We start from the raw sequence: 24,187 nt of genomic DNA on the forward strand, positions 1-24,187 counted from the left end.
CAGCGCCTTACTCCTGGACGATGCGGAAACCGGTCCAGACATTGCGGCGGTAGGGCTCGAAGCCGCTGCGGGCACCGGCATCGAGCGCCTCGACGCCCTCCTGCCAGGAACCGCCGCGCACCACCATGCGGCCGCTCTCGCCCGTAGCCGCGCAGCGGTTGCTGGGGCCGCCGGTGGCGGCGTAGCTGGAGCAGGTCCACTCGCGAACGTTGCCCAGCATCTCGAACAGGCCGAAGGGATTGGCGGCGAAGCTGCGCACGGCGCTGGGCTGGGTCGGCACCAGCGGCGGGCAGCTCTGGCAGCTGGCCATGCCCTCGGCGTATTCGTTGCCCCACCAGTAGCGGCCACGGGAACCGGCGCGGGCGGCGTATTCCCACTCGGCCTCGGTGGGCAGGCGGAAGCGCTGGCCGGTCTCGCGGCTCAGCCAGTCGCTGTAGGCCAGTGCGTCGGCAAGGCTGGTGCAGACCACCGGGAAATCGTCGGTCTGGGCGTAGCCGGGCGCGTCCCACTCCGGAAGACGGCCGCCGGCGCTCTCGCAGGGGTAGTTGGGCCAGCGCGGGTTGCGGTAGCCGCTGCGGCGCACGAAGTCGGCGAACTCGCCAACCGTGACCTCGCTGGCGCCGATGCGGAACGGCCGCAGCGACAGCGGCGCGCCGCCAGCCGAAGACGGCAGCTCGCCGGCCGGCAGCGCCACCAGTTCCGGCGGCCGCAGCGGGCCCAGGCTTTCCGGCGTGGCCGGCACTTCGGGAGCTTCGGCCAGGTGGGTCGGCGTCGGCGACGGCGCGGTGCTCGCGGGCGGGGCGGCGATCACGCCAGGCACCGGCCCGGCACGACCGCTGCCCGGCGGATTCAGCAGCACATAGACCACCGCCAGACTCGCCGCCAGCAGCAGGCCGCCGAGCAGCAGGCGGTTCTGGACCCGGCTGGCGGGACGGTCCTCGGCACGGCGCCGGGGCGGCAGGGCCGGACTGGCGAGCAGCGAGGGCGTCGGGTCCGGCGGCCGGCGGTGGGTGGGGGCCGAGACCGAGTCCAATGGCGCCAGCGGCACCGGGCCGGCGGCGCGGCCGGCGCTCACGGCGGGCGGCACCGGCCTGCTGGCCGGCGCCCGGGGTGGGACATCGGCCAGCTCGCTGCGGCCGAGCAAGGGGTAGCCGCCGGCCGGGCGCAGGCCGTCGGCCGGCCCCAGCTCGGCGGCCAGCGCCTCGGCGGGCAGTGGCCCCAGGCTCGGGGTCGCCGGTGCCACCGGTGCCGGCGTCGCCCGCAGCACCACCGGCGGCGGCGGGTCGGGCGGCAGGCTGCTGCCGGGGCTGGTCGGTGCCGACAGCGGCTCGGTGCTGGGAACCGCCGAGGGCGGCGGTTCCGGGGTCATTGGCGGCAGGCTGCGCGAGCGCGGCCGGCTGGCCGGATCGGGCTCCGGCGCCGGGCGGCTGGCGGCCGGGGCTTCGCCGCCGGCCTGGTACTGCTCCAGCGCGGCGCGGAATTCCGCCGCGCTCTGGTAGCGCTCGTTCGGACGTACCGCCAGCGCCTGCCGCAGGGCCGGGATCAGAGGCTCCGGAATACCCGCCCAGCCGCCGCCCTCCATCGGGTCCTGCCCGATGCGGTCCAGGGCGATGGGCGGCGCGTGCCCGGTGAGCATGCGGAACAGGGTGGCGGCGGCGCCATAGACATCGGTCCAGGGGCCCTGGATGGCGCGGCGCTGGTACTGCTCCAGTGGCGCATAGCCCTCGGTGAGCACCACCGAGAGGCTCTGCACCCGGTCGCCGGCCGCCTGCCGGGCAGCGCCGAAGTCGAGCACGATGGGCCGGCCGACCGCAGCCAGATAGATGTTGTGCGGCTTGAGGTCGCGGTGCACCAGGCCGCGCTCGTGCACGTATTGCAGGCCATCGAGCACCGGCTTGATCAGCGGGATCGCCAGCGCCGGCTCCAGCCGGGTGCGGACGCTGGTGAGGTAGTCCCCGAGCGTCATGCCCTCGTAGTAGTCCATCACCAGATAGGCGGTGGAATAGGCATTGAAGAAGTTGCGCACCCGCACGATGTTGGGGTGGTCGAGCTTGGCGACGATGCGCGCCTCGCGCAGGAACTGCTCCTTGCCAAACTCGAAGCCGCGCCGGTCTTCGGCGGTGTGCGCCGACACCTCCAGATTGTCCTGGGTGCGGGCCGCCAGCTCGCGCGGCAGGTATTCCTTGATCGCCACCCGCTGCTGCAGGTTGACGTCCCAACCGAGGTAGGTGATCCCGAAGCCGCCCGGCCGCCCCAGCACCCGGCCGACCCGGTACTGGCCGCCGAGGATCATGCCGTGCGGCAGGAACAAGGGGCTGCGCGGCGTCGCCTCGTCGTAACCGCAGTGGGGACAGACCGCGGCGCCGCCCTTGAGCTGGAAGCAGCCTGGGCAGTGCTTTTGATAGCGCGCAGCGCTCGCTGCGGAATCAATCGAGGTCATGACCCGATTGTATAATCGCCCGTATCCACGACGCGACCTGTCAACGCAGGTCCGGGCCGCCCGACCTTCTCCGGCAGCCGCTAGGCTACGCAGCCCGCCGCGTCCCACCGATACTGCCGCGCATGAGCCTCGTTTCCCCGACCACGCCCCGACTCTCCACCGTGATGCTGGCCTCGGTCGCCTCGCTGCGCGGCGGCAGCCTGCGACCAGACCAGCAGGCGTCGCTGAAGGCCGCGCTGGAGCGCCCGGGTGCGGCGATTGCCGTCACCGGCGGCGGCGAGTACCTCGGCATGTACGACCGCAGCGACCTGGCGCTGGAAGCCGCCCTCGCCTTTCTCAACGCCGCCGAGGCGATCAACGAGCAGGGCCTGGCCGGCGCCTACGCCGGCCGGGTGGCGCTGGAAGTCTGGCCCGAGGACAGTGAGCTGCCGGTGGAACGCATCCGCCAGATCCTGGCGCTGGCGCCGGATCACGGCCTGCTGCTGACCCAGGACTGCGCCGGCCACTTGCCGGTGAAGCTGCGCGGCGAGCTGCAACCGCTGGGCCGCCGCCAGAGCGACCCCGGCTTGCAGACCGTGCTGGAACTGCCCTGGCGCGACAACGCCGCCACCTACCGCGAAGCGACGCTGTTTGTCTCCAGCCGCATCCCGGCCGGCCAGCACCAGGCCCTGCGCCTGACCCGGCGCGGCAGCAGCGTGCTGGTGCGCCCGGCCGACTGCCCGTTCACGGTCGGCCGCGACGCCGCCTGTGCCATGGGCATCGGCGGCCCCAATGTCTCGCGCCTGCACGGCGCGGTGCTGCACGAGGGCGGCAAGTTCCACTTCCGCGACGACTCCCGCAACGGCAGCTACCTGACCAGCGGCGGCACCGAGGTGTTCGTGCACTCGGAGCGCTTCCCGCTGGTCTCCGAGGGCGTCATCAGCCCCGGCGCGCCGCTGGTCGAGCAGACCGGCGACGTCATCCGCTACCTCTGTCTGGCCGTCGATCCGGGCGGCTGACCCCACCACCGAAAGGAGCCGCATGCCCCTGAAGCCCGGCAACGGCAGTTTTGAAGGCGCCATCCTACTGGCGGTGTATTCCGATGCCCGCGGCCGGCAGCTGGTGGACGGCGTGCTCGACTACGAGGACCGCCGGCTGTGCAGCCGCATCCTCGAACACGCCGGCGGCCTGCCGCTGGAGATGACCACCAGCCGGGTCAGCGCCCTGTTCGGCGAGGCCGGCGAGGCCTGGCAGGCGGCGCAGGCGCTGCTGCGGGCGGTGGAGGCGGTGCGCGTCGCCAATCCACTGCGCCGGCAGCTGTCGGTGCAGGTGGTGCTGGACTGGGGCCGCTACCACCGCGCCGGGCCGCAGCTGCGCACCGAGGGTCTGGAGGATCTGCCCGGCCGGCTGCGGCGCCTGCCCGGCCATGCCATCGGCTGCACCCAGGCCCTGCTGGAACGCTGGCACAGCGAGGGTCAGGCGGCGCAGCCCAGCGAGCGCCTGGACGAGGGCCTGTGGCTGCTCAGCGCGCCGCTGGGCGAATCGGAAACCCGGCTGGCCAGCGAGCCCAGCCTGCTCAGCTCCGGCCTGTTCATGAACCTGAGCCTGAAGCTGCGCGGCGAGACCCGCGAGTTTGCCGCCGCCGACTGCCCGCTGCGCCTGGGGCGCGACACCCTCTGCACCCTGGTGCTGGCCGGCGACAAGGTGTCGCGGGTGCACGGCCGCATCGAGTTCGAGCACCAGAAGTTCGTCTACGTCGACGACAGCAAGAACGGCAGCTATGTGCTGACCGCCGCCGGCACCGAGTTGCAGCTCAAGCGCGGCGAAAGCCTGATCCTGGCCGGCGAAGGCGCGATCAGCCCGGGCCTGCCGCTGGACCAGCAGACCGGCGATATCGTCCGCTACTCCTGCCGGCCGTCGAAACTGCAACTGGACGCCCCCGAGCCGGGCGACACTGTGCGCATCGAAGCCTAGAGTCGCCGCCATGAGCCTGCTCCCCGCCGCCGCCCTCCGCGCCCGCTTCGTCGAGCGCGCCACCGCCAAGTTCGCCGCCAACGTGCCGGACTTCGTCGCCCTGCGACAGCTGGTGGGCGAACAGGGCGGCGTGTTCCGCAACGATCACGGCGCCATCCGCACCGCCGACCCGGCGCTGCGTGCGCTGATCGTCCGCGCCGCGCGGGTGCTGGGTCTGCACCGCGACCGCGACTACCTGTTCCCGGCCAAGAAGCTGGTCAGCTTCGATCTGCAGGCCGAGGGGCAGGACGCCGGCCAGTTCAAGATCTTCGTCTCGCAGGTGGACCTTGAGGCCTTTCCGCCAGCGGTGGCCGGCCTGCTGCGCGAGGACTGCGCCCAGCAGGCGGCGGCGGTCGATCACCGCGCCTTTCTCGCCCAGATCGAGCGCGCCGAGCAGCAGGGCGGCCTGAGCGAGACCGACGCCGAGGCCTACATCGAACACTTCGTCACCCGGCTGATGAACCGCAACGGCGCGCCGATGCGACGCAGCACCCTGGAAGCGGTGGCGGCGGTGTCGCCGGAAGCCGCCAGCGCCCTGGCGCTCGGCCCCGACTTCAACCACGTCACCATCGACGTGCGGGCCGCCGGCTTCGAGGGCATTGAAGCGATGGCGGCGGCGATGGCGGCACGCGGCTTCAAGCTGCTGCCGGCGATCCAGGGCGCGCCCGGCAGCAAGCTGCGGCAGACCGCGACCATGGCCGCGACCATGGCCACGCCGGTGCTGGAGGCCGACGGCAGCCTGGGCAGCGCGCCGACCGAGAAGCAGTTCGTGGAGATCATCGAGCGCGCCCAGGCGCGCGCCGAGGATGGCGCCCTGCTCTGGCAGGACGACGGCCGGCCGCTGATCTACAAGCACTTCCTGGCCGCCAACGCCGAGAAGATCTTCGACGCCGCCGCCACCAAGGCCAGCGCTCCCAGCTGCTGAGCGCGGCGCCGACCACGGCGCCGCCCTGCCCCCGAAAAATCAGCTCCATTGCGCCGGCACCGAGGCCGGCCGCAGCGCTGCGGGAGCCACTAGCGACGGTTTTTGCCCGGGTTTGCAGGCAAATCGCTAAGTGACTGTCCACGCAGGTTTTTGCCGAAAGCCTCCCCAAGTTATCCACCGCTTATCGACGGCTTTGGCGCGGGCTTGTTCAGGCTGTAACACAGGATGTAGTGGCTAGGCCGTCATCAGACCACAACATTTTGTGAGAAAACGCGTTGACGCTACCCCCCTGCGGCGGTATCGTCGGTCCACTATCCGCTGCACCCCTTTCGTCGTCCGCCACGCGTGAATACCGCGTAACCCGGCCTCGACAGGCACTTCATTTCGTTTCGTTCCGATACCAACACGCGGCAGCAGGCCGTAAGCCGTCCAGGGAGACCGTTCCATGCAGAGTTCCAGCCTTACCACCCCCAGCCGCCCGGACCATCTCCCGCCGCCGGCCGCTCCCACCGGCCTCGCCGAGGTCAGCGCCACCGCCCCGGGCGGCCTGCGCGTCATCCGCCGCAACGGCAAGGTGACCGCGTTTGACGCCAGCAAGATCAGCATCGCCGTCACCAAGGCCTTCCTGGCCGTGGAAGGTGGCGCTGCCGCTGCCAGCGCCGCCGTGCGCGAGAAGGTCGAGTCCATCACCCGCAGCGTGGTCGCCGCGCTGACCCGCAACATGAGCGGCGGCGGCACCGTGCACATCGAAGACATCCAGGACCAGGTGGAACTGGGCCTGATGCGCGCCGGCGAGCACAAGATCGCCCGCAGCTACGTGATCTACCGCGAAGAGCGCGCCCAGGCGCGTGCCGCCGAAGCCGCCGCCAAGGCGCCGGCCGAGTCCGCCCGCCCGGGCCTGAGCGTGAAGCTCGACGACGGCCGCAGCGTGCCGCTGGATCAGGAGCGCCTCACCGTGCTGGTCAGCGAAGCCTGCAAGGGCCTGAGCGGCGTCGATGTCGGCGAGGTGGTCACCGCCGCCGTGCGCGACCTCTACGACGGTATCCCGGAGGCGGAGCTGAGCCAGGCGCTCACCCTCGCCGCTCGCGCGCGTATCGAGAAGGAGCCCAACTACACCTACGTCAGCGCCCGCCTGCTGACCGTGGCCCTGTACCACGAGGCGCTGAAGTTCCTCGATCAGGCCCAGACCCGTCCGAGCGCCAGCGAGATGGCCGGCCTCTACCCCGAATATTTCCGCGCCTACATCGAGCGCGGCGTCAAGGAAGAGCTGCTCGACGCCCGCTGCATGGAGTACGACCTCGAACGCCTCGGCAATGCCCTGATCCCCGAGCGCGACGGCAAGTTCGACTACCTCGGCCTGCAGACCCTCTACGACCGCTACTTCATCCACCGCAACAAGAAGCGCTTCGAGCTGCCGCAGGCCTTCTTCATGCGCGTCTCCATGGGCCTCGCGATCAACGAGGTGGACCGCGAGACCAAGGCCATCGAGTTCTACAACCTGCTCAGCTCGTTCGATTTCATGTCGTCGACGCCGACGCTGTTCAACAGCGCCACCCCGCGCCCGCAGTTGTCGAGCTGCTACCTCACCCAGGTGCCGGACGATCTGCACGGCATCTTCAGCGCGGTGCACGACAACGCCATGCTCTCGAAGTTTGCCGGCGGCTTGGGCAACGACTGGACGCCGGTGCGCGGCATGGGCGGCTACATAAAGGGCACCAATGGCAAGAGCAACGGCGTGGTGCCGTTCCTGAAGGTCGCCAATGACACCTGCGTGGCGGTCAACCAGGGCGGCAAGCGCAAGGGCGCGCTCTGCGCCTACCTGGAAACCTGGCACCGCGACGTCGAGGAATTCCTCGACCTGCGCAAGAACACCGGTGACGAGCGCCGCCGCGCGCACGACATGGACACCGCCAACTGGATCCCCGACCTGTTCATGAAGCGGGTGATGGAGGAAGGCCAGTGGACGCTGTTCAGCCCCGAGGAAGTGCCCGACCTGCACGACCTCACCGGCGCCGCCTTCGAGAAGCGCTACAACGAGTACGAGAAGCTGGCCGACGACGGCCGCATCAAGAATTTCAAGCGCATGCCGGCCGTCACCCTGTGGCGGAAGATGCTGGCCATGCTGTTTGAAACCGGCCACCCCTGGTTCACCTTCAAGGACCCCTGCAACCTGCGCAGCCCGCAGCAGCACGTCGGCGTGGTGCACAGCTCCAACCTCTGCACCGAGATCACCTTGAACACCAAGGCGGGCTCGGAGATCGCGGTCTGCAACCTGGGCTCGGTCAATCTGCCGGCGCACATCCAGGCCGACGGCACGCTCGACCTGGTGAAGCTGGAAAAGACCATCAGCACCGCCATGCGGATGCTGGATAACGTCATCGACTACAACTACTACTCGGTGCCGACCGCGCGTAACAGCAACCTGCGCCACCGTCCGGTGGGCCTGGGCCTGATGGGCTTCCACGACGCGCTCTACAAGCTGCGCCTGCCCTATGAGAGCGATGCCGCCATCCAGTTCGCCGACACCAGCATGGAGGCGGTGAGCTACTACGCGATCAAGGCCAGCAACAAGCTGGCGCAGGAGCGCGGCGCCTATTCGAGCTTCAAGGGCTCGCTGTGGGACCAGGGCATCCTGCCGATCGACTCCATCGAGATCCTTGCGCAGCAGCGCGGCGGCCATCTGGTGCAGGACCGCAGCCAGTCCGGCCAGTTTGACTGGGCCAGCCTGCGCGCCGAGATCAAGGTCACCGGCATGCGCAACAGCAACTGCATGGCGATTGCCCCCACCGCCACCATCAGCAACATCGTCGGCGTCAGCCAGAGCATCGACCCCACGTACCAGAACCTGTACGTGAAATCGAACCTGTCGGGCGACTTCACGGTGGTCAACGAGTACCTGGTCAACGACCTCAAGAAGCTGGGCCTGTGGGACGAGGTGATGGCCCACGACCTCAAGTACTTCGACGGCAGCGTGCAGCGCATCGACCGCGTGCCGGCCGACTTGAAGGCGATCTACAAGTGCGCCTTCGAGATCGACTCCAAGCGCCTGGTGGATGCCGGCAGCCGCCGCCAGAAGTGGCTGGACCAGGCCCAGAGCCTCAACCTGTACATGGCGCAGCCCAGCGGCCGCAAGCTGGACGAGCTGTACAAGCACGCCTGGGTCTCGGGCCTGAAGACCACCTACTACCTGCGCAGCCTGGGTGCCACCCACACAGAGAAGACCACCATCACCGATGGCCGTCTGAACAGGGTGGGAACAGCGGGGGTGGGCAATGGCGCCGCCAGCGGCGGTGGCGTGGCCGCCAGCGCGCCCATCGTCGCCAAGCCGCTGACCGCCGAGGAACAGGGCATTGCCGCCGGGCCGAAGCTCTGCTCGCTGGAAGACCCCACCTGCGAGGCCTGCCAGTAGGCCGGCGCGAGGGCGCCATGAAGCACCGCAACGACCCGCCCCGCGCGGGTCGTTGCACCTAGAGACATCTGCAAGCCCGCGCCACGGCGCGGACGACAACGAACAATTTGTTGAGAGGACCAACACCATGCTGAACTGGGACGACGAACCCACCACCCCGGCTCCCGCCGCCGCCAAGCCCGCCACCACCGGCGGCTACACCCCGCATCCGGCGGTGGTGATGAGCGCCGCGCCGGTCGCCGCACCGAAGCAAGACGGTCTGTTCGCCGAAGGCGGCGCCACCGGCCTGGAAGAGATCAAGATGGGCGCCGCGCGCATCCGCGTCGATGAGAAGAAGATCATCAACTGCCGCGCCGACTTAAACCAGCTCGTGCCCTTCAAGTACAAATGGGCCTGGGAGAAGTACCTCGCCGCCTGCAACAACCACTGGATGCCGCAGGAAATCCAGATGACGGCCGACATCGCCCTCTGGCAGGACCCGCACGGCCTCACCGAGGACGAGCGCACCATCATCAAGCGCAGCCTGGGCTTCTTCTCCACCGCCGACTCGCTGGTGGCCAACAACCTCGTGCTCGCCGTCTACAAGCACCTGACTAACCCCGAGTGCCGCCAGTACCTGCTGCGCCAGGCCTTCGAGGAGGCCATCCACACCCACGCCTACCAGTACTGCATCGAAAGCCTGGGCCTGGACGAGGCCGAGGTGTTCAACATGTACCGGGAGATTCCGTCGATCCACGACAAGGCGGCCTGGAGCCTGCCCTTCACCCAGAGCCTGGCCGACCCCGAGTTCCACACCGGCACGCCAGAAACCGACCGCCGCTTCCTGCGCGACATGATCGCCTTCTACGTGGTGTTTGAAGGCATCTTCTTCTACGTCGGCTTCGTGCAACTGCTCAGCTTCGGCCGCCGCAACAAGATGATCGGCGTCAGCGAGCAGATCCAGTACATCATGCGTGACGAAGCCATGCACATGAACTTCGGCATCGACGTGATCAACCAGATCAAGCTCGAAAACCCGCACCTGTGGAGCGCCGAGTTCCAACAGGAAGTGCTGGAGATGATCCGCGAAGCGACCGAGCTGGAGATCAAGTACGCGCACGACACCATGCCGCGCGGCGTGCTGGGCCTGAACGCCAGCATGTTCAACGACTACATGAAGTTCATCGCCAACCGCCGCTGCGCCCAGATCGGCCTCAAGGCCCTCTACCCCGGCGCCATCGAGAACCCCTTCCCGTGGATGAGCGAGGTGATTGATCTCAAGAAGGAGAAGAACTTCTTTGAGACGCGGGTTACCGAGTACCAGACGGGCGGAGCTTTGAGCTGGGATTGATCTGCGGTACCGGCAAATCGTAAGGGCAACTAGCCTCCTAGATTCTCTAGGGGGCTTTTTATATTCTTAACTCAATACCCAGATTTGGCGTCCACAACAACAGTTAAGACGAGATTCCCCGACGACCTAGATCAGCTCGATTACAGGCAACAACCAGATTTGCAGTTCCTGCCATGAATCACCGAGAGAATGCTTACTCCCTGTCGGCATCATGCTTCTACATATAAAAATCAAGGGACAGAACCGCGATGCAATCACATGACCCCAATCGGCAGCTCGGCTTCATACAGCAAGCGCTATCGCAAAATAGAAAGCCTCTCGGTTTTTTTATCGGCGCAGGCTGCCCATTGTCGGTACGAATAACACGCGAAATCGACGGAACAACTCAGAATCTCCCACTAATCTGGGATGTCGCCGGGCTAACGAAGGTCATCGGAGATCGCCTAAGAGCGACGGAGGGGGCGCAACCGTCTAACTGGGACAAAATGATTGCCATCGTTAGGGAGGACGGCGGCAATGAGATGAATATTGAATTAATTCTAAGCAAGATTCGAGCGTTCATCAGCGTGGCAGGGAAAGGCAATGTGCGCGGAATGGCCGTCGATGATTTAACAACTCTCGACAGCAGCATCTGCAAAGTCATCTCAGAAGAAGTAGAACGCTCCCTCCCCAATAACCAGACGCCATATCACAATCTAGCGGTATGGATTCGCTCGATTCACCGCGAAAAACCCGTACATCTTTTTACAACCAATTATGACCTGCTGCTGGAGCAGGCACTCGAAGAAAGTTCCGCCCCATATTTCGACGGGTTTATTGGCGCTCGGAAGGCTTTTTTCGACCTAGGTGCCGTTGAAGACGAAAATCTCTTACCACCTCGCTGGACTCGCCTTTGGAAGATTCACGGCTCCTTGAACTGGCGCCTGGAAAATAAAAATAATGTCGTCAGAAGTGATATTAAATCCGAAAATCAATCTTATTTAATATACCCCTCACATCTAAAATACGACCAAAGCCGCAAGATGCCTTATCTGGCAATGCTAGATCGCCTGAAATCATTTCTACTATCGCCATCTGCCGTTGTTTTTATATGCGGGTACTCTTTTGGCGATGAGCATATAAACGATATTATATGCAGAAGTCTAGAAACAAACCCAACCGCACATGTTTTTGCATTTTTGTTCGGAGCCTTAGAAGATCCCAAATACATGCACGGCAAAATATGGGCAGAAAAAACCCCCAACTTAAGCCTTTTGGCTTTTGATAAAGCCATTATTGGTCGCAACATCGGTGCTTGGAAGACCGACAACCCAACCGCTCTGAGCCTGCCAGTAAACGTGCTCGTCAGTAGCGGGGAAGACATCAGTCTGAAACTTGGCGACTTTTCTGCTTTCGGCAACCTGCTCCGCGCCTTATCCGGGGCCCAAGACAGCGCACATGAAACCGAGTAACGCCGGGCGCGCAACGATAATTGGAACGGTTCAAGATGTTAGCGGAGCATCCGTTAGCGTCACTCTAAAATCCGACCGCTCCTCAGGCTTAAGCTTCGTCGATGGTCAAGGTTACCGAATCGGCCAAATCGGCAGTTTTATAAAAATACCCATCGGCTACATCGATTTATTCGGAATTGTTTCTCAAGTTGGCGCAAGCGCAGTCCCGGAAACCCTTGCCCCCAACGCTCCGAATGGCTTGCGCTGGATGACGGTTCAGCTGATTGGCGAAGGCTATCGCGGCGGCAAATTTCAGCGCGGCATTTCGCAATATCCAACGATTGATGATGAAGTACATCTAGTCTCTGAGGCGGATTTACAAGCCCTCTATGGAAGACTGCATCAGCAAAATCATTTAGTAAGGGTCGGCCATATCGCGGGGAGCGAATCTATTGACGCTCTTGTAGATATAAATAAATTGGTTACCCGGCATTCGGCCATCGTAGGCACGACAGGCTCAGGAAAGTCCACCACAGTAGCAGGGCTGCTCAATGCATTATCAAATACCAATCGTTTCCCTTCTGCCCGAATTTGCGTCCTCGACCTCCATGGAGAGTACGGGCGCGCATTAGGCGACCTAGCAAATATCTACAGAATCAGCCCCGATCAACATAAAAATAACGAGTCGCGGCTTTGCATTCCCTTTTGGGCGTTGAGCTTTGACGAACTTGTCCGCGTAACCTTTGGCTCTCTTCCACCTGATGGCAAAGCTCGAAACATAATATTAGAGCGCATTGCAGAAGCAAAAGCAGAGAGCATTGAAAAGAATGGAATCCAAGGAATTTCGAGAGAAAATATCAGCGTCGATAGCCCAGTGCCATTTTCGCTGAATCAGCTTTGGTACGACCTTTACTGCACTGAATTTGGGACCTACTATAGTTCGGGAAACGCTAACCCATCTGACCCAGCCACTTGGGCGTATGAGAGCGATGCCGACGGCAATCTTCTTAAAGGCGATGCAGCAAATGGTGTGCCGCCGAAATTTCGCAAAGTCAAAAATGTCAAAGACGATGCAGAGAAGATTAACTACCTTCCCGACCCCTTAAACATTCGGGGACCACTCGAGGCCCTTGGAGCAAAACTTCGAATTTCTAGATACGATTTTCTTCTGAAGCCCGGAGCATGGCAACCGGACCTTGAAGGAGTAACTCAAGAAAGTCTGGCAGGGCTTCTAAAGAAGTGGTTGGGTAGTCCTCGCCCCATCACAATTTTAGATTTGTCAGGCGTGCCATCTTCAATGACCAAGGACATCATTGGAAGTGTGCTCAGAGTACTTTATGACGGGCTATTCTGGGCAAGGCACCTGTCAGAAGGTGGGCGAGAGCGCCCACTTTTAGTCGTTATGGAAGAGGCACACGCTTACCTCAATGATAACTTTGACGGCGCAGCCTCCGTTATCACACAGAGAATTGTTAAAGAAGGGCGAAAATATGGCATAGGCGCCATGATCGTGAGCCAGCGTCCTTCTGAGATCAATTCAACCATTCTGTCGCAGTGCGGCACTTTCTTCGCCATGCGGCTTAGCAACTCAACTGATCGATCACACGTAACTGGAGCATTGTCTGACAACTTGGAAGGGCTAACCAACATGCTCCCCATTTTGCGGACCGGGGAAGCGATAATTCTCGGAGAATCCGTTCGACTCCCGATGAGGACGATGATCCAAGCGCCCCCCAAAGAGAGGTTGCCAGATAGCCAAGATCCCGTGGTTTGCGATGAATTGCCTCCTCAAGATTCAATGAATCCCGGCGGCTGGAACATTCGGCGCGTTGAGGATTCCGACTACAATGATTTTGTCGAGACGTGGCTTCAACAGAGCCCGGTTTTATCCCAGAAAAAATGAGGCCCCACTAATGTCCTGGAATCAGTTTCCATCTTTCACGTCATCGAATTTGGCGTCGGCTCGATACGAAGAAACGCAAGCCATTTTGGAAGTAACCTTTCACAATGGAGGAACCTATCAATATTTCGACGTTCCATCCCATATTGCTGAAGCAATGAAGAATGCCGACTCTAAAGGCGCTTTCTTGGCGGCCAATATAAAAGGACACTACAGATACAGCAAAGCCTAAAAACAGCTTTTACTAAGCAGAAAACCGCAATGCCTTACAAAAGCAAATCACAACGACTTAAGAATCCTTTTTTTCATTCAACTCGGAAAATTTCGCCGCCATTGTTGGATTTCCACGAGTAAGTTTTTTTATTGTCACATCCTGTGCTTTGTCGTTGGCAAGCCGAAGATTTCTATCAGCTCCCAGCAAAGCATCTTTAGTCTTCTGAAGATGATCAATCGATTTGTCGATTTCCTCGATTGCAACCTGGAAGCGTCTTGAGGCTAAATCGTAATTTTTTGCGAATGCAACCTTAAAAGTCTCAAGTTCGTTTTCAAAATTTGTGATGTCCGCGTTTTGCGCCTTGACTAGCGCAAGCTCTGATTTGTATTTAACTGTATTCATCGCCGCATTTCTCAGCAATGTGATCATTGGGAGAAAAAATTGCGGTCGAACGACGTACATTTTGGGATATCGATGAAACATATCGACAATCCCAGTGTTATAAAGCTCACTGTCAGGCTCAAGCAGCGACACTAACACCGCGTATTCACATCCCTTTTCGCCACGATCCTTGTCGAGTTCTTTTAGGAAGTCTTCATTTTTACTTTTAGTGGCCGTCTTATCGCTCTCGTTTTTCATTTCAAACATAATTGAGACGATCTCGGCGCCAGACTCATCTAAATCTCGGAAGATGTAATCGCCTTTACTGCCGGTTCGCGCATCATTATCCTTCTCAAAATATGCCTTCGGAAATGCGGTCGCGCGGATTCGGTTGAATTCCGTTTCACAATGCTGCTCGAGAGTTTCGCCGACCATCTTAGTAGACAACCGGGCCTTCATGTCTCTTAGCCGTTCGATTGCGTCGTCGCGATCCTTTATCTGCGTCTCATATTTATCTTTAAGCGATTTTTCCGAAATCAGTTTTTCGAGCTTTGCTCGTTCTAAATCGCTTTTAAGCTCATTTCGTTCTTTCTCAATTGCGCCAATGGCTTCGACTATTGCAAACTGTTGCGCGACCGCAGTCGCTGCTAGTTCGGACTTTAATCCTTGAATTTCGGCATCCTTCTTAGCCGTCGATTTCTCAAGTTCAATCGAAAGCTTCGCCTCCGCTAGCTGTAAGGCACCCTGTTTATCTTGCTTCGCTCGCTCAAGCTCGTTTGCAAGCATATCGCGGTGCTTTTCCACAGCAGCCAAGGCCTCCGCTACCGCAAGCTTCCGCTCAACCTCACCGGCGTCGAGCTTGGCTTTGAGTGAGTTTATTTCGGAGTCCTTGGCAGCGGATTCCTTTTGCAACTCGCTAGCGAATTTAGTCTCGGCGAGTGCGACAGCACTCCTTTTGTCTTGCTCTGCCAACTCAAGCCGGTCCTGCAACTGTTTCTCGAACTCGCTGTCTCGAACTTGTTTCAGAATGTCGGCGTATCCAGCCTCATCGATTTTGAATGCCTTTCCACAGTGCGGACAAATTATTTCGGTCATAGTCCCTCGTCAGACACAAAATTCAATAGTCGCTTTCGGAATACTTACCGCCGTCCTCCCACAATATTCCCCAGAAAACACTAAATAATATTAAGAATTATTTATTAGTATGACTCCAGATATTCCCTTATTTTTTCCAGCACATGGAGTGGCGAGGGCATCTTGACCCAAATGTCACCACGTGCTTGTGGAATCCCCGCACGGAGGTGATGGCCGAGCCCAGCTAAAACAGTCGGATCATCATTCAGCTGCCGACGCAGTACGGCGAGCTCAATTGGGTTCGGAGTCTGATGCTGCGAATACTCTGCATCTCGCTCCTCGAACCCTAGGCGATCAGCTCGAAGAACATACTTCGATCGGTAGCAACTGGTGCCCCGCTTGAATTGGCCAATCGTCCGAGCAATTGACCAGTACGTTGGTACAACAGTATCAGCAGCCTCGATTAGACGCTGTACTGGCGTTGCCCACTCGATAGAACGATCTCCAAATAACGCTGATCGTTGGTGAACGATCATAGGAGCGTTTTCGCGAACTCGGATCAGACGCAAGCTATTCCACTTTGGAAAGGCTTGTCCATCAATCACAATGTCGTCGGATTTTGCTTTGGGATTGGTGAGCATTGGCCAAAATCGCGCCATATTTGTGGCATCGACAAAAACGACAGCGTTGGCGTCCTCGCTCGACAGCGAGTCAAATGACTCTCGAAGCAACTTAGAAATTAGACTCTTCTGCGCGTTGTAGTCCCCCATCGTCAGGCGCCCGCGCCCGGCGACGTATCCGAGCGCCTCGTCAAACGTCATCCAGGTTGTAACGATTGCCTCCGACTCGAGATGGGCCAGCTTGATGCAAGTTTTGCCGGTCGCGACCTCAATGCGGGCGGTTGCAACTAGGGTTGCAAGGTCAGCCCTCTCGCCAATTCGGATATACCCGATACCGGCCAGGAATTGCGGACGCGAATCCATGTCCGGAAAAGCAGCCTCAACTACTGCCTTCAGCCCCATCACACATCCGGCATGGCCATATCGAAGGTCTAGCAATGCCGATTGAAGGCGCACCAGATAGCCATCCATCCGGCCTCGTTCAGGCGGCAGTAGATACTGAACCGTGCCTCCCCCGACTCCGGAGAGAGTTCTCACTGCAGCAACCTTATTGACGGAATCGTCCTGACCGCCGGGATAAAAATCGGCTGCTTGAACTAGGAACATGGGCCGACTGCCGAATTCATTCGACTCGATGAAACGCCGCCAAGCAGCTACGCGACACTGGAAACGTTCGGCAGAGTTGAGTTCCGAACCTGGCAATCCATTTCTCGGTCCGTGAACATCAGGCGGGAGTTGTACCGCAGTAACCTTGACCTCATCGCCGACCATCATGCTATCGACCGCCTTTATCCACATGCTCGACTCGCCGGTATTGAGCAGAAGATAAAGATTGCGTCGGCCCGGATCGGTGCGAACACCCATCCCCTCCACGACTCGGCTAACCAAGCCCGCTAAAGTGCCTTCATAGCGCTCTTCTAAGCCTTTAACATTTTTCGAAAACCACTCACTCAGAGGCTTCTGAGTTACGCGACGAAGCGCCTCATCGACACTTTCAAGTACGGGCTCTTCAAGCTGCTCGCCTTGATCACGAAACAAGCGATTGAGAATCATCGCAGGCTTGAAGACGTCAAGACGGGGTACAGCTTTGGCTTTACGCCCCGGCGTTACCTTTTTAACCTCAGAATGACCGTCGAAAATCCGGAATCCATAAGGTTCGAGGATTCCCACAATGGCATGCGTTGCGTCCAATTGGTCGGTAGCAGATACGCCCGCCCCCAAGTCAGGCTCACCCAACGTCGTCACCTTCGCTTTGTACATTAACAATGCTTCGGCAGTTTCGTCGTTTGGATAGTCCACGACTTGCTCGTTGGCATATCCAACCTGCATGCCGAAATGACTCACGAGCTCGTCAAATGCTTCATCAGTTCGCCAGATCTTTCGGCCTTGCTCGAACTTCATCGTCGCGTTGAACGAAAACGCCTCATGAGGCCTAATCGCCTCAGAAAGTACAAAACCTCCGATGTTTCGCTCGGCAACGTAACCTTGCTCAAAACCTGAGGCCCAGCGTCGACGGAAAAAGCGGAGATAGACGACCGGCTGCCGAGCTCCAGGTAATGTTTCAAGCGAAATCCTGCACCCCAAGCTAAATCGCCCTTTACCTGCTATCTGCGGTCGACTAAAAAGCTCCGCCGAATTGGACTGGTCACCGACAACACGAAGCATTGGGCCCAACCCTGGGAACACCTCTTTTCCAGCCAGAAGACGCGAAATCTGTCCCGCCGTTACCTTATAGAAGTCCGTCGGAGCGCCAGCGACTCCCCATGGGAATGCCTGCATTTCGCGGTGAGCTACTGAAAACAGTGAGCGCGTCCGAATTAGCTGCGTTAGTTGGCTGATCGCTTGCCCAGAAACGCCGTAAGCCTGAGCCCATGCGGATAGCCGACCTTGAATCCACTGAGCAGCAGCGTCTTGAAGATCATCGATACTTAAGACCGCATTCCCCTCAAGATATCCAAAGGGGTCCGCCGTCATTTTTGTTTGACGCAGGCCGAGGCCAGGATCCATGGAGGCGAATCGTGGATCTGCAATAAGAAGCGATGCGCGCAAGCTGGCGTAAGGCAGGCTGAGCTTTTCTTTGCCCCTTGCTCGACTGACCTCTCCGGATACGGCGCGTTCGCGCATTCCCGCAAGAATTCTGAGCGCATCTGGCGACCAAGATATGGCGGCAACACTGACCGCATGCGGTGGCATCGACAAATCGAATTTGAGCGCGAGCACTATGTCTTGGCCTTTCATCCCGTTTATTCCCCTTCTATGTTCAACAAAGGCGTACCCAAGAAATCTCCTTCTTCTGTATCGCTACTTTTCCCCGTCAGCTTGGATTGGAGCCCTGAGACCTTGCGCAAAGGATCAAGGAATGAACCAAATAGCTCTCGATAAAGCCATGCAGCAGTAGCGTCCGACTGAGAGACTCCCTCCTCAAGCAGATAGCGCAACTGAACGAGCATGCTTGAGTTCTGACTGTCGTCCTCGCCGACCGCAGATTTAGGGGCCCACGCCGAGTCGACAAAAAAGCACTGCGCAGGACAGCCGTTGCGCATCGCGCGCCCAATAGTCTGTAACAAGATGACCGCAACATCTGCGGTGAAAGGTTTGAAAAGCTCCCCGAGAGTGCGCGAATAAAGCGGGTGGCGAAGAAGTTTCCCGACCCTCTTGTAAGTCTTCCCTCGAGCTTTCGTAAGCTTTTCAGCAAGACTCCCCATTGAGGTCACTGTTGAGAAATCCTGCATGTCGAAGCTCTGGGTGGCGGATGCTCCTAAGCTGACTAGTAGCGAGAGATCTTCGGGACTTGGGTGCGGTCGAGTGAGGAAATAAAGACTTCCAATCGCTGCGTCGAGCTTTCTGGGTCCACTGGTGAAGACGATGTTGGCACCTCGACCCAGCGCCCCCATTGGAAAGATGAGAATGTCCCAGTTCGGATCGTCGCCCAAGGCTTCGACACGTGCGGCCGTGACATAGCCAACGTCGCCTAGGTGCTCCGGCAGTTCTTTAACTACGGCTACAACACGGCCACGCCACGCGGGGTAGCGTTGATCAATGTATGTCTTGAGTCGACGACACTGATCGTAGCTATTCACCACGAATGCAGCTCTTCGCTTTATGCCCTCACGGACATCGAACGTATCGCAGTCCCGCCAGAGCTGAGATTCACTTGGGCGGCCGTCCAAAAGTGAATCAACCATGCGCTCTAAATTGGAAAGCCTTTGATGCTCTGACCGAACTCCACTGAATCGATAGTGCCGTTCGCCCATCAACTCGCCGGTCTCTACTGGTCGAAATGCATAAAGTGATGACTGCTTTGCAGCGAAACCGGAGGCACGGCGGAGAATGTAGTGCGGCCCACTTGCGATGTGAGAGGCCGGGCTATCAGGCAGGTAGCTGGTAGCACTGGTGAGGAGTACAGACGGACCATCCCGTGTCCCATCCGGACGAACACACCACTCGTGCAAGTGGTAAAGCAAAGCACGAGGAGCTCCCGAGAAAACAACATACTGCAGTCGAACGTCGAACAGGTCCCCCTTACCGCCCGAAGGTCCACGACTTGCAGCGAAAAATCGCACTCCAGAGAGACTGCCCAGCAAATTTTCTGGCGTTAAATCGAGTAATGCGTCAGAGCATCGGCGCTCGGCGGCGACTGGAATGAAGCCGTGATCTTCACCCAGCTGCGCCAATTTCGGCGACAGGCGCCGATAACCCAATATCGTGAAAGTCACAGCGATCAGCAACGCACAAACTTCATCTGTGTCGCCTTTGCCCGACGGCTTCACATAAGGCTTTAGAAGCTCGCTGATCTTTCGCTCTTGCTCTTCTCGCTGCTGTCGATTTACCGCATTGAGCCACCGAGCAAGCTCGGCCAGCAGGTTCGAACGAAGTTGATTAACAGTCTCAGTGTCTGTTCGAAGTCCAGCAGCCAACCGTTGCAATTCGTCATCAGCTAAAGTCTCGTTGCTTTCCGAGGTAGCAGCTCGGAACTGAAATGCCGGAATTGCAGCACTCTCCCATATCGAGCAAAGCGCATCTTTTGCCCGAGCATTTCCGTCTCTGAATTCTGCATCTGGATTTAACCCACTGTGCTTCGGAGGAGACAGCCAATCTCCGATGATTCGCAAAGTGGTCAACAACATCCCCTGCAACTCGTTCCGCAAACGATCAGGAAGTCGTTGCACGGCACTGATTAGGCAGATGTTTAGCTTTTCAAACTCCGCAGCTTCGATAGCAAGTTGGGCGAGGGAGTCATCGCCTAGCCATGCATTGACCCCCTTGCCGAGGAGCTGCAACGTCGTCTGCTGAGCCTGGTGATGAAAAGAGAGCGCATATCCGGACAACTGGAGCTGCGAGATTCCGCTCATGTCGAGATCGCGCTGCGCTTGATCCGCCTCATCGAAAATGACCAGATCGAACTGCTCGGCGATCAAGTCGAAATATCGGATGTCCAATGCCGTCGTATGCGACGGCACTTTTGTGTCGGCTGACAAGACATGCCCCAGCCAAACAGAGGCAGTAGGTAGTTCACGTGGCGCACGGTTCAGCGAACATACGGACCAGGCTGGACACAGGTGCGCCTTGCCATCACGCGACTTTTCCGTGACTTGGATGACATCTCGGCAAAAGCGGCTCTGAAAGCCGAACGCCTCCGATGGAGCTTGCGTAAAGGCCGGAAGGACACAATTCCCCTCGAACAACGGTGCAGAAGTCGTCGTGTTGGCAAAGCCCCTCAGGGAATCGCCGGTAGCAATTGACTCGGCAAGCTTGAGCGCGTGACGCTCACGTGTGGATCGACTCTGACCAACAAGGAGGCCGGCGTTAACTTCGTACCCGCGCAGGTCATCTAGGTACTGCCGACACATCTCGATCGACGGCATGAACATGGCAACGCGGATACCGAATGCTTCGCAGTGCCTTAACAGACACATGAGAACCGTTGTCTTCCCCGCGCCCGGTAATCCGATCAAATGCTTCAGCCCTGTTAGATCGATTTCATCAACTGGAACGGGCGATGTCATGACCTTTTCAAGGTTTACAGCCTCAAGCCTCTTGCGCCAGTTACCAGGGCGTTCAGAGCCTCGACTCGTATCGATTTGATCCATCAAATCTGCTTGGTCGAGAAGCTGGGACCATCGGATGCGAATCGGCTCTCGCCGTCGCGTCTCAACTGAATGGGCAATAGGCGCTTGCAGATCGCTGGGTAACCCCACGACTCCGTAGCGTCTCCTTTCTCCCGCGTAATCGACGCTGATCTCTATGGGCAACTTGTTCGACGGAAGCTTCTGCCCATGCTTTCCATGTTGCCGCGGCTGAGAGAGATGCCTCAGCCCCTCTTGGATTGCCAAGCTCGGCACATCGAACATGGGTTTGAAAGTGAGTGATTTCTCGTCGATGAGGTATTGGCGCGAATTACGATCGTTATAGCGAGCTGCATTCGCGCGCAAGGCCGGCAACGTGGTCATCCCGCGGCATAGCGTCCTCAAATTGATCAAGCTAACGCGATGAGGCTTAAGCAACTGGCTTTCAGCGACACTTTGATAGCCCATCAAAAGAATGGGAGCGTCGATCAACGACCGACTTCCCAGGACGTGCTGCAGAAAGCCACACAAGATGTCGAGCTTGTGAAGGCGCAGAGATTCGATTACTGGATCTTTCATTCGATCGCCTTCATTCGCTTCAAAAGGGCTGACATCGACAAAAATTCAATGTCGGAGCCACCTCGGTACTCGCGCTTGAGCACCTCCAAGTAGTTTGGAAAGCGTTTTAAGCTTTGATCGTTTATGGCGACGATCTTTTTCTCATAAAACGAAAGAAGGCCTGGTTTTTTTGACAATGCCTCCGCGAGCACAAAAGCATTTGAATGACTCTTCACATCAATGCCTGTTTTGCCCCCATCAAAGCTGATGTCGCAAGAATCAAAATCGGGATACAGCATGTACGGCAAACTCAAATTTTCTGCTTTCCGAGCGATAGCGAGCTCATCGATCGCCGGACCGATCCAGTAGGTCATCACATGCGGGCGAGCGATTCTGGTGTTTGCGCCGTGCTCGGAACGAACCAAAGTCGGATCGACAGGCTCCTCAAAGCCAACACATTGCGGAATTACGCAGGCGACTTTTCCAGTCACTCGCGCTGCACGCATTGGCGTCCTACAACTCTTACAACGGTACAAACCACCATTTACTAAATGGTGTGGTTGAACAGACTCGTAGCAGGAGTTTATGAAAGCCACCGCAAGCTGAATCGCCTGGGATCGCTGATAGACACGGATCTCGTCGACAGTCGTGATCGCGTGCTCGGCTATGAATCTGCGCAAGATCGTGTAGACCTCAGGCGCACGGCCTACAAAACGATCGCTTGTCGCCCGAAGCTCTTCGAATGCCAGTTGCTCTAGTAGGTCGAGTTCGTTTCGAGCCAATCGAGCCATTTCTACGGCGTCAATCGTCGGCAAGCGAGTCGCTGGGTCAAGAAGTCTCACCCCAGCAAATGCAAACTGGGGATCTTCAAATACCGGCAGGTTCCAAGCACCCGAGGCAAAGGTTTCACGACAGCGAGCCAACACGTCATGCACTGAGCCGAATTCATCGACGAGCCCAGCCGAGACCTTCAGTGCACCAAGCCGCAACATGGCTAAATACATGGCGTGGGGCAAAAGTGGACCTTGAATCAGGACGTCCCCGCCACGGCACGCTCGATAGACCTCCACAACAGCGATAGCCAGAAGGCGTACAGCCTGCTCAGCACGCTCCCGCGTCTCGCGAGAAACGGAAATCCCCAAGTGCTCGGACGCCGACATGGGTGCTCGAATAGCCTCAAGCAAATTCTCAGGAGCCTGGTGCGGAATCCAATCTGCAAGTTGTTTACGGGACCAACGCACGTCGGCTAATCGCCGTGCAGCAGCAAGTTCCAGAATGTGCCGCCAGGTAAATTGCTTCCCCTCCGGAGCGGAGAGCACCCCAATTTGCCGGTACGCAATCACCCCATTTCGGCCGTACGGCTCAAGCGATAGCGCGGCTTTGCTGAGAAGCGAGTTGACCTTCTCAGCCAGTCCAGACGCAGATCCGAACCAGTCACGAGATGATCTTATTTCATTGATTAATAACGATATTTTATCCGACATGTACAATATTATACATACAAGAAAATGCTTTGTATAATATTATACATATCGTCTTTTTTGTGTAAGGCCGGGTTCAACGCACCACGCAGATTGAGGCGATCTGGTGGCCGCGAGCCAGTCACAGGCCACCATGAGTACTGAGCTTCCAGAAACTGGGAAGATCAATCGAGCTTTTTCCCTACAGGCGGTATCGATTCGCTCCTTTCCGGACGCACGAAAGGCTTCGATGCACGAGCGATCAGCTTGCTCGGCACAGCATGAGAATCGAGGAGTTCATTGAATATGACCTTCTGGACTTCGGCAGGTAGCTTGAAAACTTCGATCTGGAAGAAATGGTCTACCTCCTCTTCAGTCTTCGCCCCATATCGCGCCGCGATTTCACTGTAGATGTGCATGGGCGTCGTCATGGCCGACCTCCCCTGATACAACCCCCGGTGTTGCAGCGTCTGCTTCCAGGATCCTCCGCAACGACACGCGAACATCCCAAGCGGTGTACGGCATCGCCAGCGTGCCGGAATGGACGTGGCGAAGCGGTGCTTTGAGATTCTTCCGCCACCCGACTTGCCAGTAGCGGCGTGTAGCTGGCTCCACCATCGTCAGTCGGCCCAGAGGGCGATAGACGCCCGTATCGATCGACAGGCGGTTGGCGATGGCGACAGGCTCGAAGTTCGGGGTGATAACGTGACCACTGATCAGCAGGTCCACTCCCGGCGTTCGGCAAGCACGTCGCTGAAGAGAGCGACGGTTTCGGGCTAGTCCCCGTTCGTAGCCCTGTGTGCTCCGTAGCCCCAGCGCTCCCTCCAAGGCGGCCTGTTCGCGCCCTCGAATGACATCCCAGACCAAAGTGCCGACTCTTGGACTTTGAGGCAGCATGTCGTGGACATCGACGCCATACAGGGCGCTCCAGGCGGTTTTGATGGGTAGCATGGCGTGGATCACACCAATCAAACCGCCTTGTGGCTGCTCGATTTCGAGGGCCAGCGGCAGTGACTTCAAGCGCGCTATCAGCTGAGCGCGCTTTGAGGCTTGCAGCTTCCCGTGCCAGTCGAGGTGGTCCGAGTACCGTAGCCGCTCCTCCCACTGCGTGTAGGGGGTGATTCGAAATTGCGAGAGTGACCAGATCTCGTGATTCCCCAAGACGGCGAAGAACCATGGGGTGTCGAGCAATTCTGTTGCCCCTAAGGAATCCGGCCCTCGATCAACGAGATCGCCGACAGAGATAACCCGGTCGGATGACGGGTCAAAGGCGATGTATTCGAGTAGCCGCGTAAGGTGATCGGTGCAGCCGTGCAGGTCGCCGATATAGAAGTCGCGGCCACTGGAGTTCGGGGGCAGCCGACGAACGATGGATGGGTTTCGCACAC

At 59.1% G+C, this 24,187-nt stretch carries 15 protein-coding genes; 8 read left to right on the forward strand and 7 right to left on the reverse strand.

Annotated elements, in window-relative coordinates:
- Nucleotides 1–7 precede the first annotated feature (7 nt).
- Complete coding sequence (locus ED208_RS05020; RefSeq protein ID WP_123210794.1) at nt 8–2,440, reverse strand: bifunctional serine/threonine-protein kinase/formylglycine-generating enzyme family protein; 2,433 nt, start codon at nt 2,438–2,440, stop codon at nt 8–10.
- A 122-nt stretch (nt 2,441–2,562) separates the two neighbouring features.
- Between ED208_RS05020 and ED208_RS05025 the strand changes: the two genes are divergently transcribed.
- The 8 genes from ED208_RS05025 to ED208_RS17780 all read left to right on the forward strand — a co-directional run bounded on the left by ED208_RS05025 (nt 2,563) and on the right by ED208_RS17780 (nt 13,658).
- Entirely contained in the window at nt 2,563–3,438 is an 876-nt protein-coding gene (locus tag ED208_RS05025; RefSeq protein WP_123210795.1) for an FHA domain-containing protein, read from the forward strand.
- Nucleotides 3,439–3,460: 22 nt separating this feature from the next.
- Entirely contained in the window at nt 3,461–4,393 is a 933-nt protein-coding gene (locus tag ED208_RS05030; protein ID WP_123210796.1) for an FHA domain-containing protein, read from the forward strand.
- A gap of 10 nt (nt 4,394–4,403) precedes the next feature.
- Nucleotides 4,404–5,357 carry a 2-oxoadipate dioxygenase/decarboxylase family protein gene (locus tag ED208_RS05035; RefSeq protein ID WP_123210797.1) on the forward strand — a complete coding sequence of 318 codons (954 nt, stop codon included), beginning with the start codon at nt 4,404–4,406 and terminating at the stop codon, nt 5,355–5,357.
- A 445-nt stretch (nt 5,358–5,802) separates the two neighbouring features.
- Complete coding sequence (locus ED208_RS05040) at nt 5,803–8,766, forward strand: ribonucleoside-diphosphate reductase subunit alpha (RefSeq protein WP_123210798.1); 2,964 nt, start codon at nt 5,803–5,805, stop codon at nt 8,764–8,766.
- Between the two features lie 127 nt (nt 8,767–8,893).
- Nucleotides 8,894–10,096 (forward strand): ribonucleotide-diphosphate reductase subunit beta, encoded by a 1,203-nt coding sequence (locus ED208_RS05045; protein ID WP_123210799.1) that lies wholly within the window; start codon nt 8,894–8,896, stop codon nt 10,094–10,096.
- Between the two features lie 248 nt (nt 10,097–10,344).
- Nucleotides 10,345–11,547, forward strand: coding sequence for an SIR2 family NAD-dependent protein deacylase (locus ED208_RS05050; protein WP_123210800.1), 1,203 nt, complete (start codon nt 10,345–10,347; stop codon nt 11,545–11,547).
- Nucleotides 11,534–13,429 (forward strand): ATP-binding protein, encoded by a 1,896-nt coding sequence (locus ED208_RS05055; protein WP_123210801.1) that lies wholly within the window; start codon nt 11,534–11,536, stop codon nt 13,427–13,429. The genes ED208_RS05050 and ED208_RS05055 overlap by 14 nt, the downstream gene beginning before the upstream one ends.
- A gap of 10 nt (nt 13,430–13,439) precedes the next feature.
- Nucleotides 13,440–13,658, forward strand: coding sequence for a KTSC domain-containing protein (locus ED208_RS17780; protein WP_123210802.1), 219 nt, complete (start codon nt 13,440–13,442; stop codon nt 13,656–13,658).
- 57 nt (nt 13,659–13,715) lie between these two features.
- Here the strand turns inward: ED208_RS17780 and ED208_RS05065 are convergent, their stop codons facing one another.
- The 6 genes from ED208_RS05065 to ED208_RS05080 form a co-directional block, all read right to left on the reverse strand.
- Complete coding sequence (locus tag ED208_RS05065; protein WP_123210803.1) at nt 13,716–15,116, reverse strand: DUF2130 domain-containing protein; 1,401 nt, start codon at nt 15,114–15,116, stop codon at nt 13,716–13,718.
- A 104-nt stretch (nt 15,117–15,220) separates the two neighbouring features.
- The gene (locus ED208_RS05070; RefSeq protein WP_123210804.1) at nt 15,221–17,953 is read right to left on the reverse strand and encodes an RNaseH domain-containing protein; all 2,733 of its coding nucleotides are present in this window, start codon (nt 17,951–17,953) and stop codon (nt 15,221–15,223) included.
- A 5-nt stretch (nt 17,954–17,958) separates the two neighbouring features.
- On the reverse strand, nt 17,959–21,360 hold the full coding sequence (locus ED208_RS17000; RefSeq protein ID WP_148044688.1) for an ATP-binding protein: 3,402 nt from the start codon (nt 21,358–21,360) through the stop codon (nt 17,959–17,961).
- Entirely contained in the window at nt 21,357–22,823 is a 1,467-nt protein-coding gene (locus ED208_RS17005) for a restriction endonuclease-related protein (protein ID WP_148044689.1), read from the reverse strand. Before ED208_RS17005 ends, ED208_RS17000 begins: the two co-directional genes overlap by 4 nt.
- Nucleotides 22,824–22,984: 161 nt before the next feature.
- A complete protein-coding gene (locus ED208_RS17010) occupies nt 22,985–23,218 on the reverse strand; it encodes a hypothetical protein (RefSeq protein WP_158608439.1) in 234 nt (77 codons plus the stop codon).
- Complete coding sequence (locus ED208_RS05080) at nt 23,202–24,185, reverse strand: metallophosphoesterase (RefSeq protein ID WP_123210806.1); 984 nt, start codon at nt 24,183–24,185, stop codon at nt 23,202–23,204. Before ED208_RS05080 ends, ED208_RS17010 begins: the two co-directional genes overlap by 17 nt.
- Nucleotides 24,186–24,187: the final 2 nt, after the last annotated feature.

This window comes from Stagnimonas aquatica (assembly GCF_003730135.1).
Classification (GTDB): domain Bacteria; phylum Pseudomonadota; class Gammaproteobacteria; order Nevskiales; family Nevskiaceae; genus Stagnimonas; species Stagnimonas aquatica.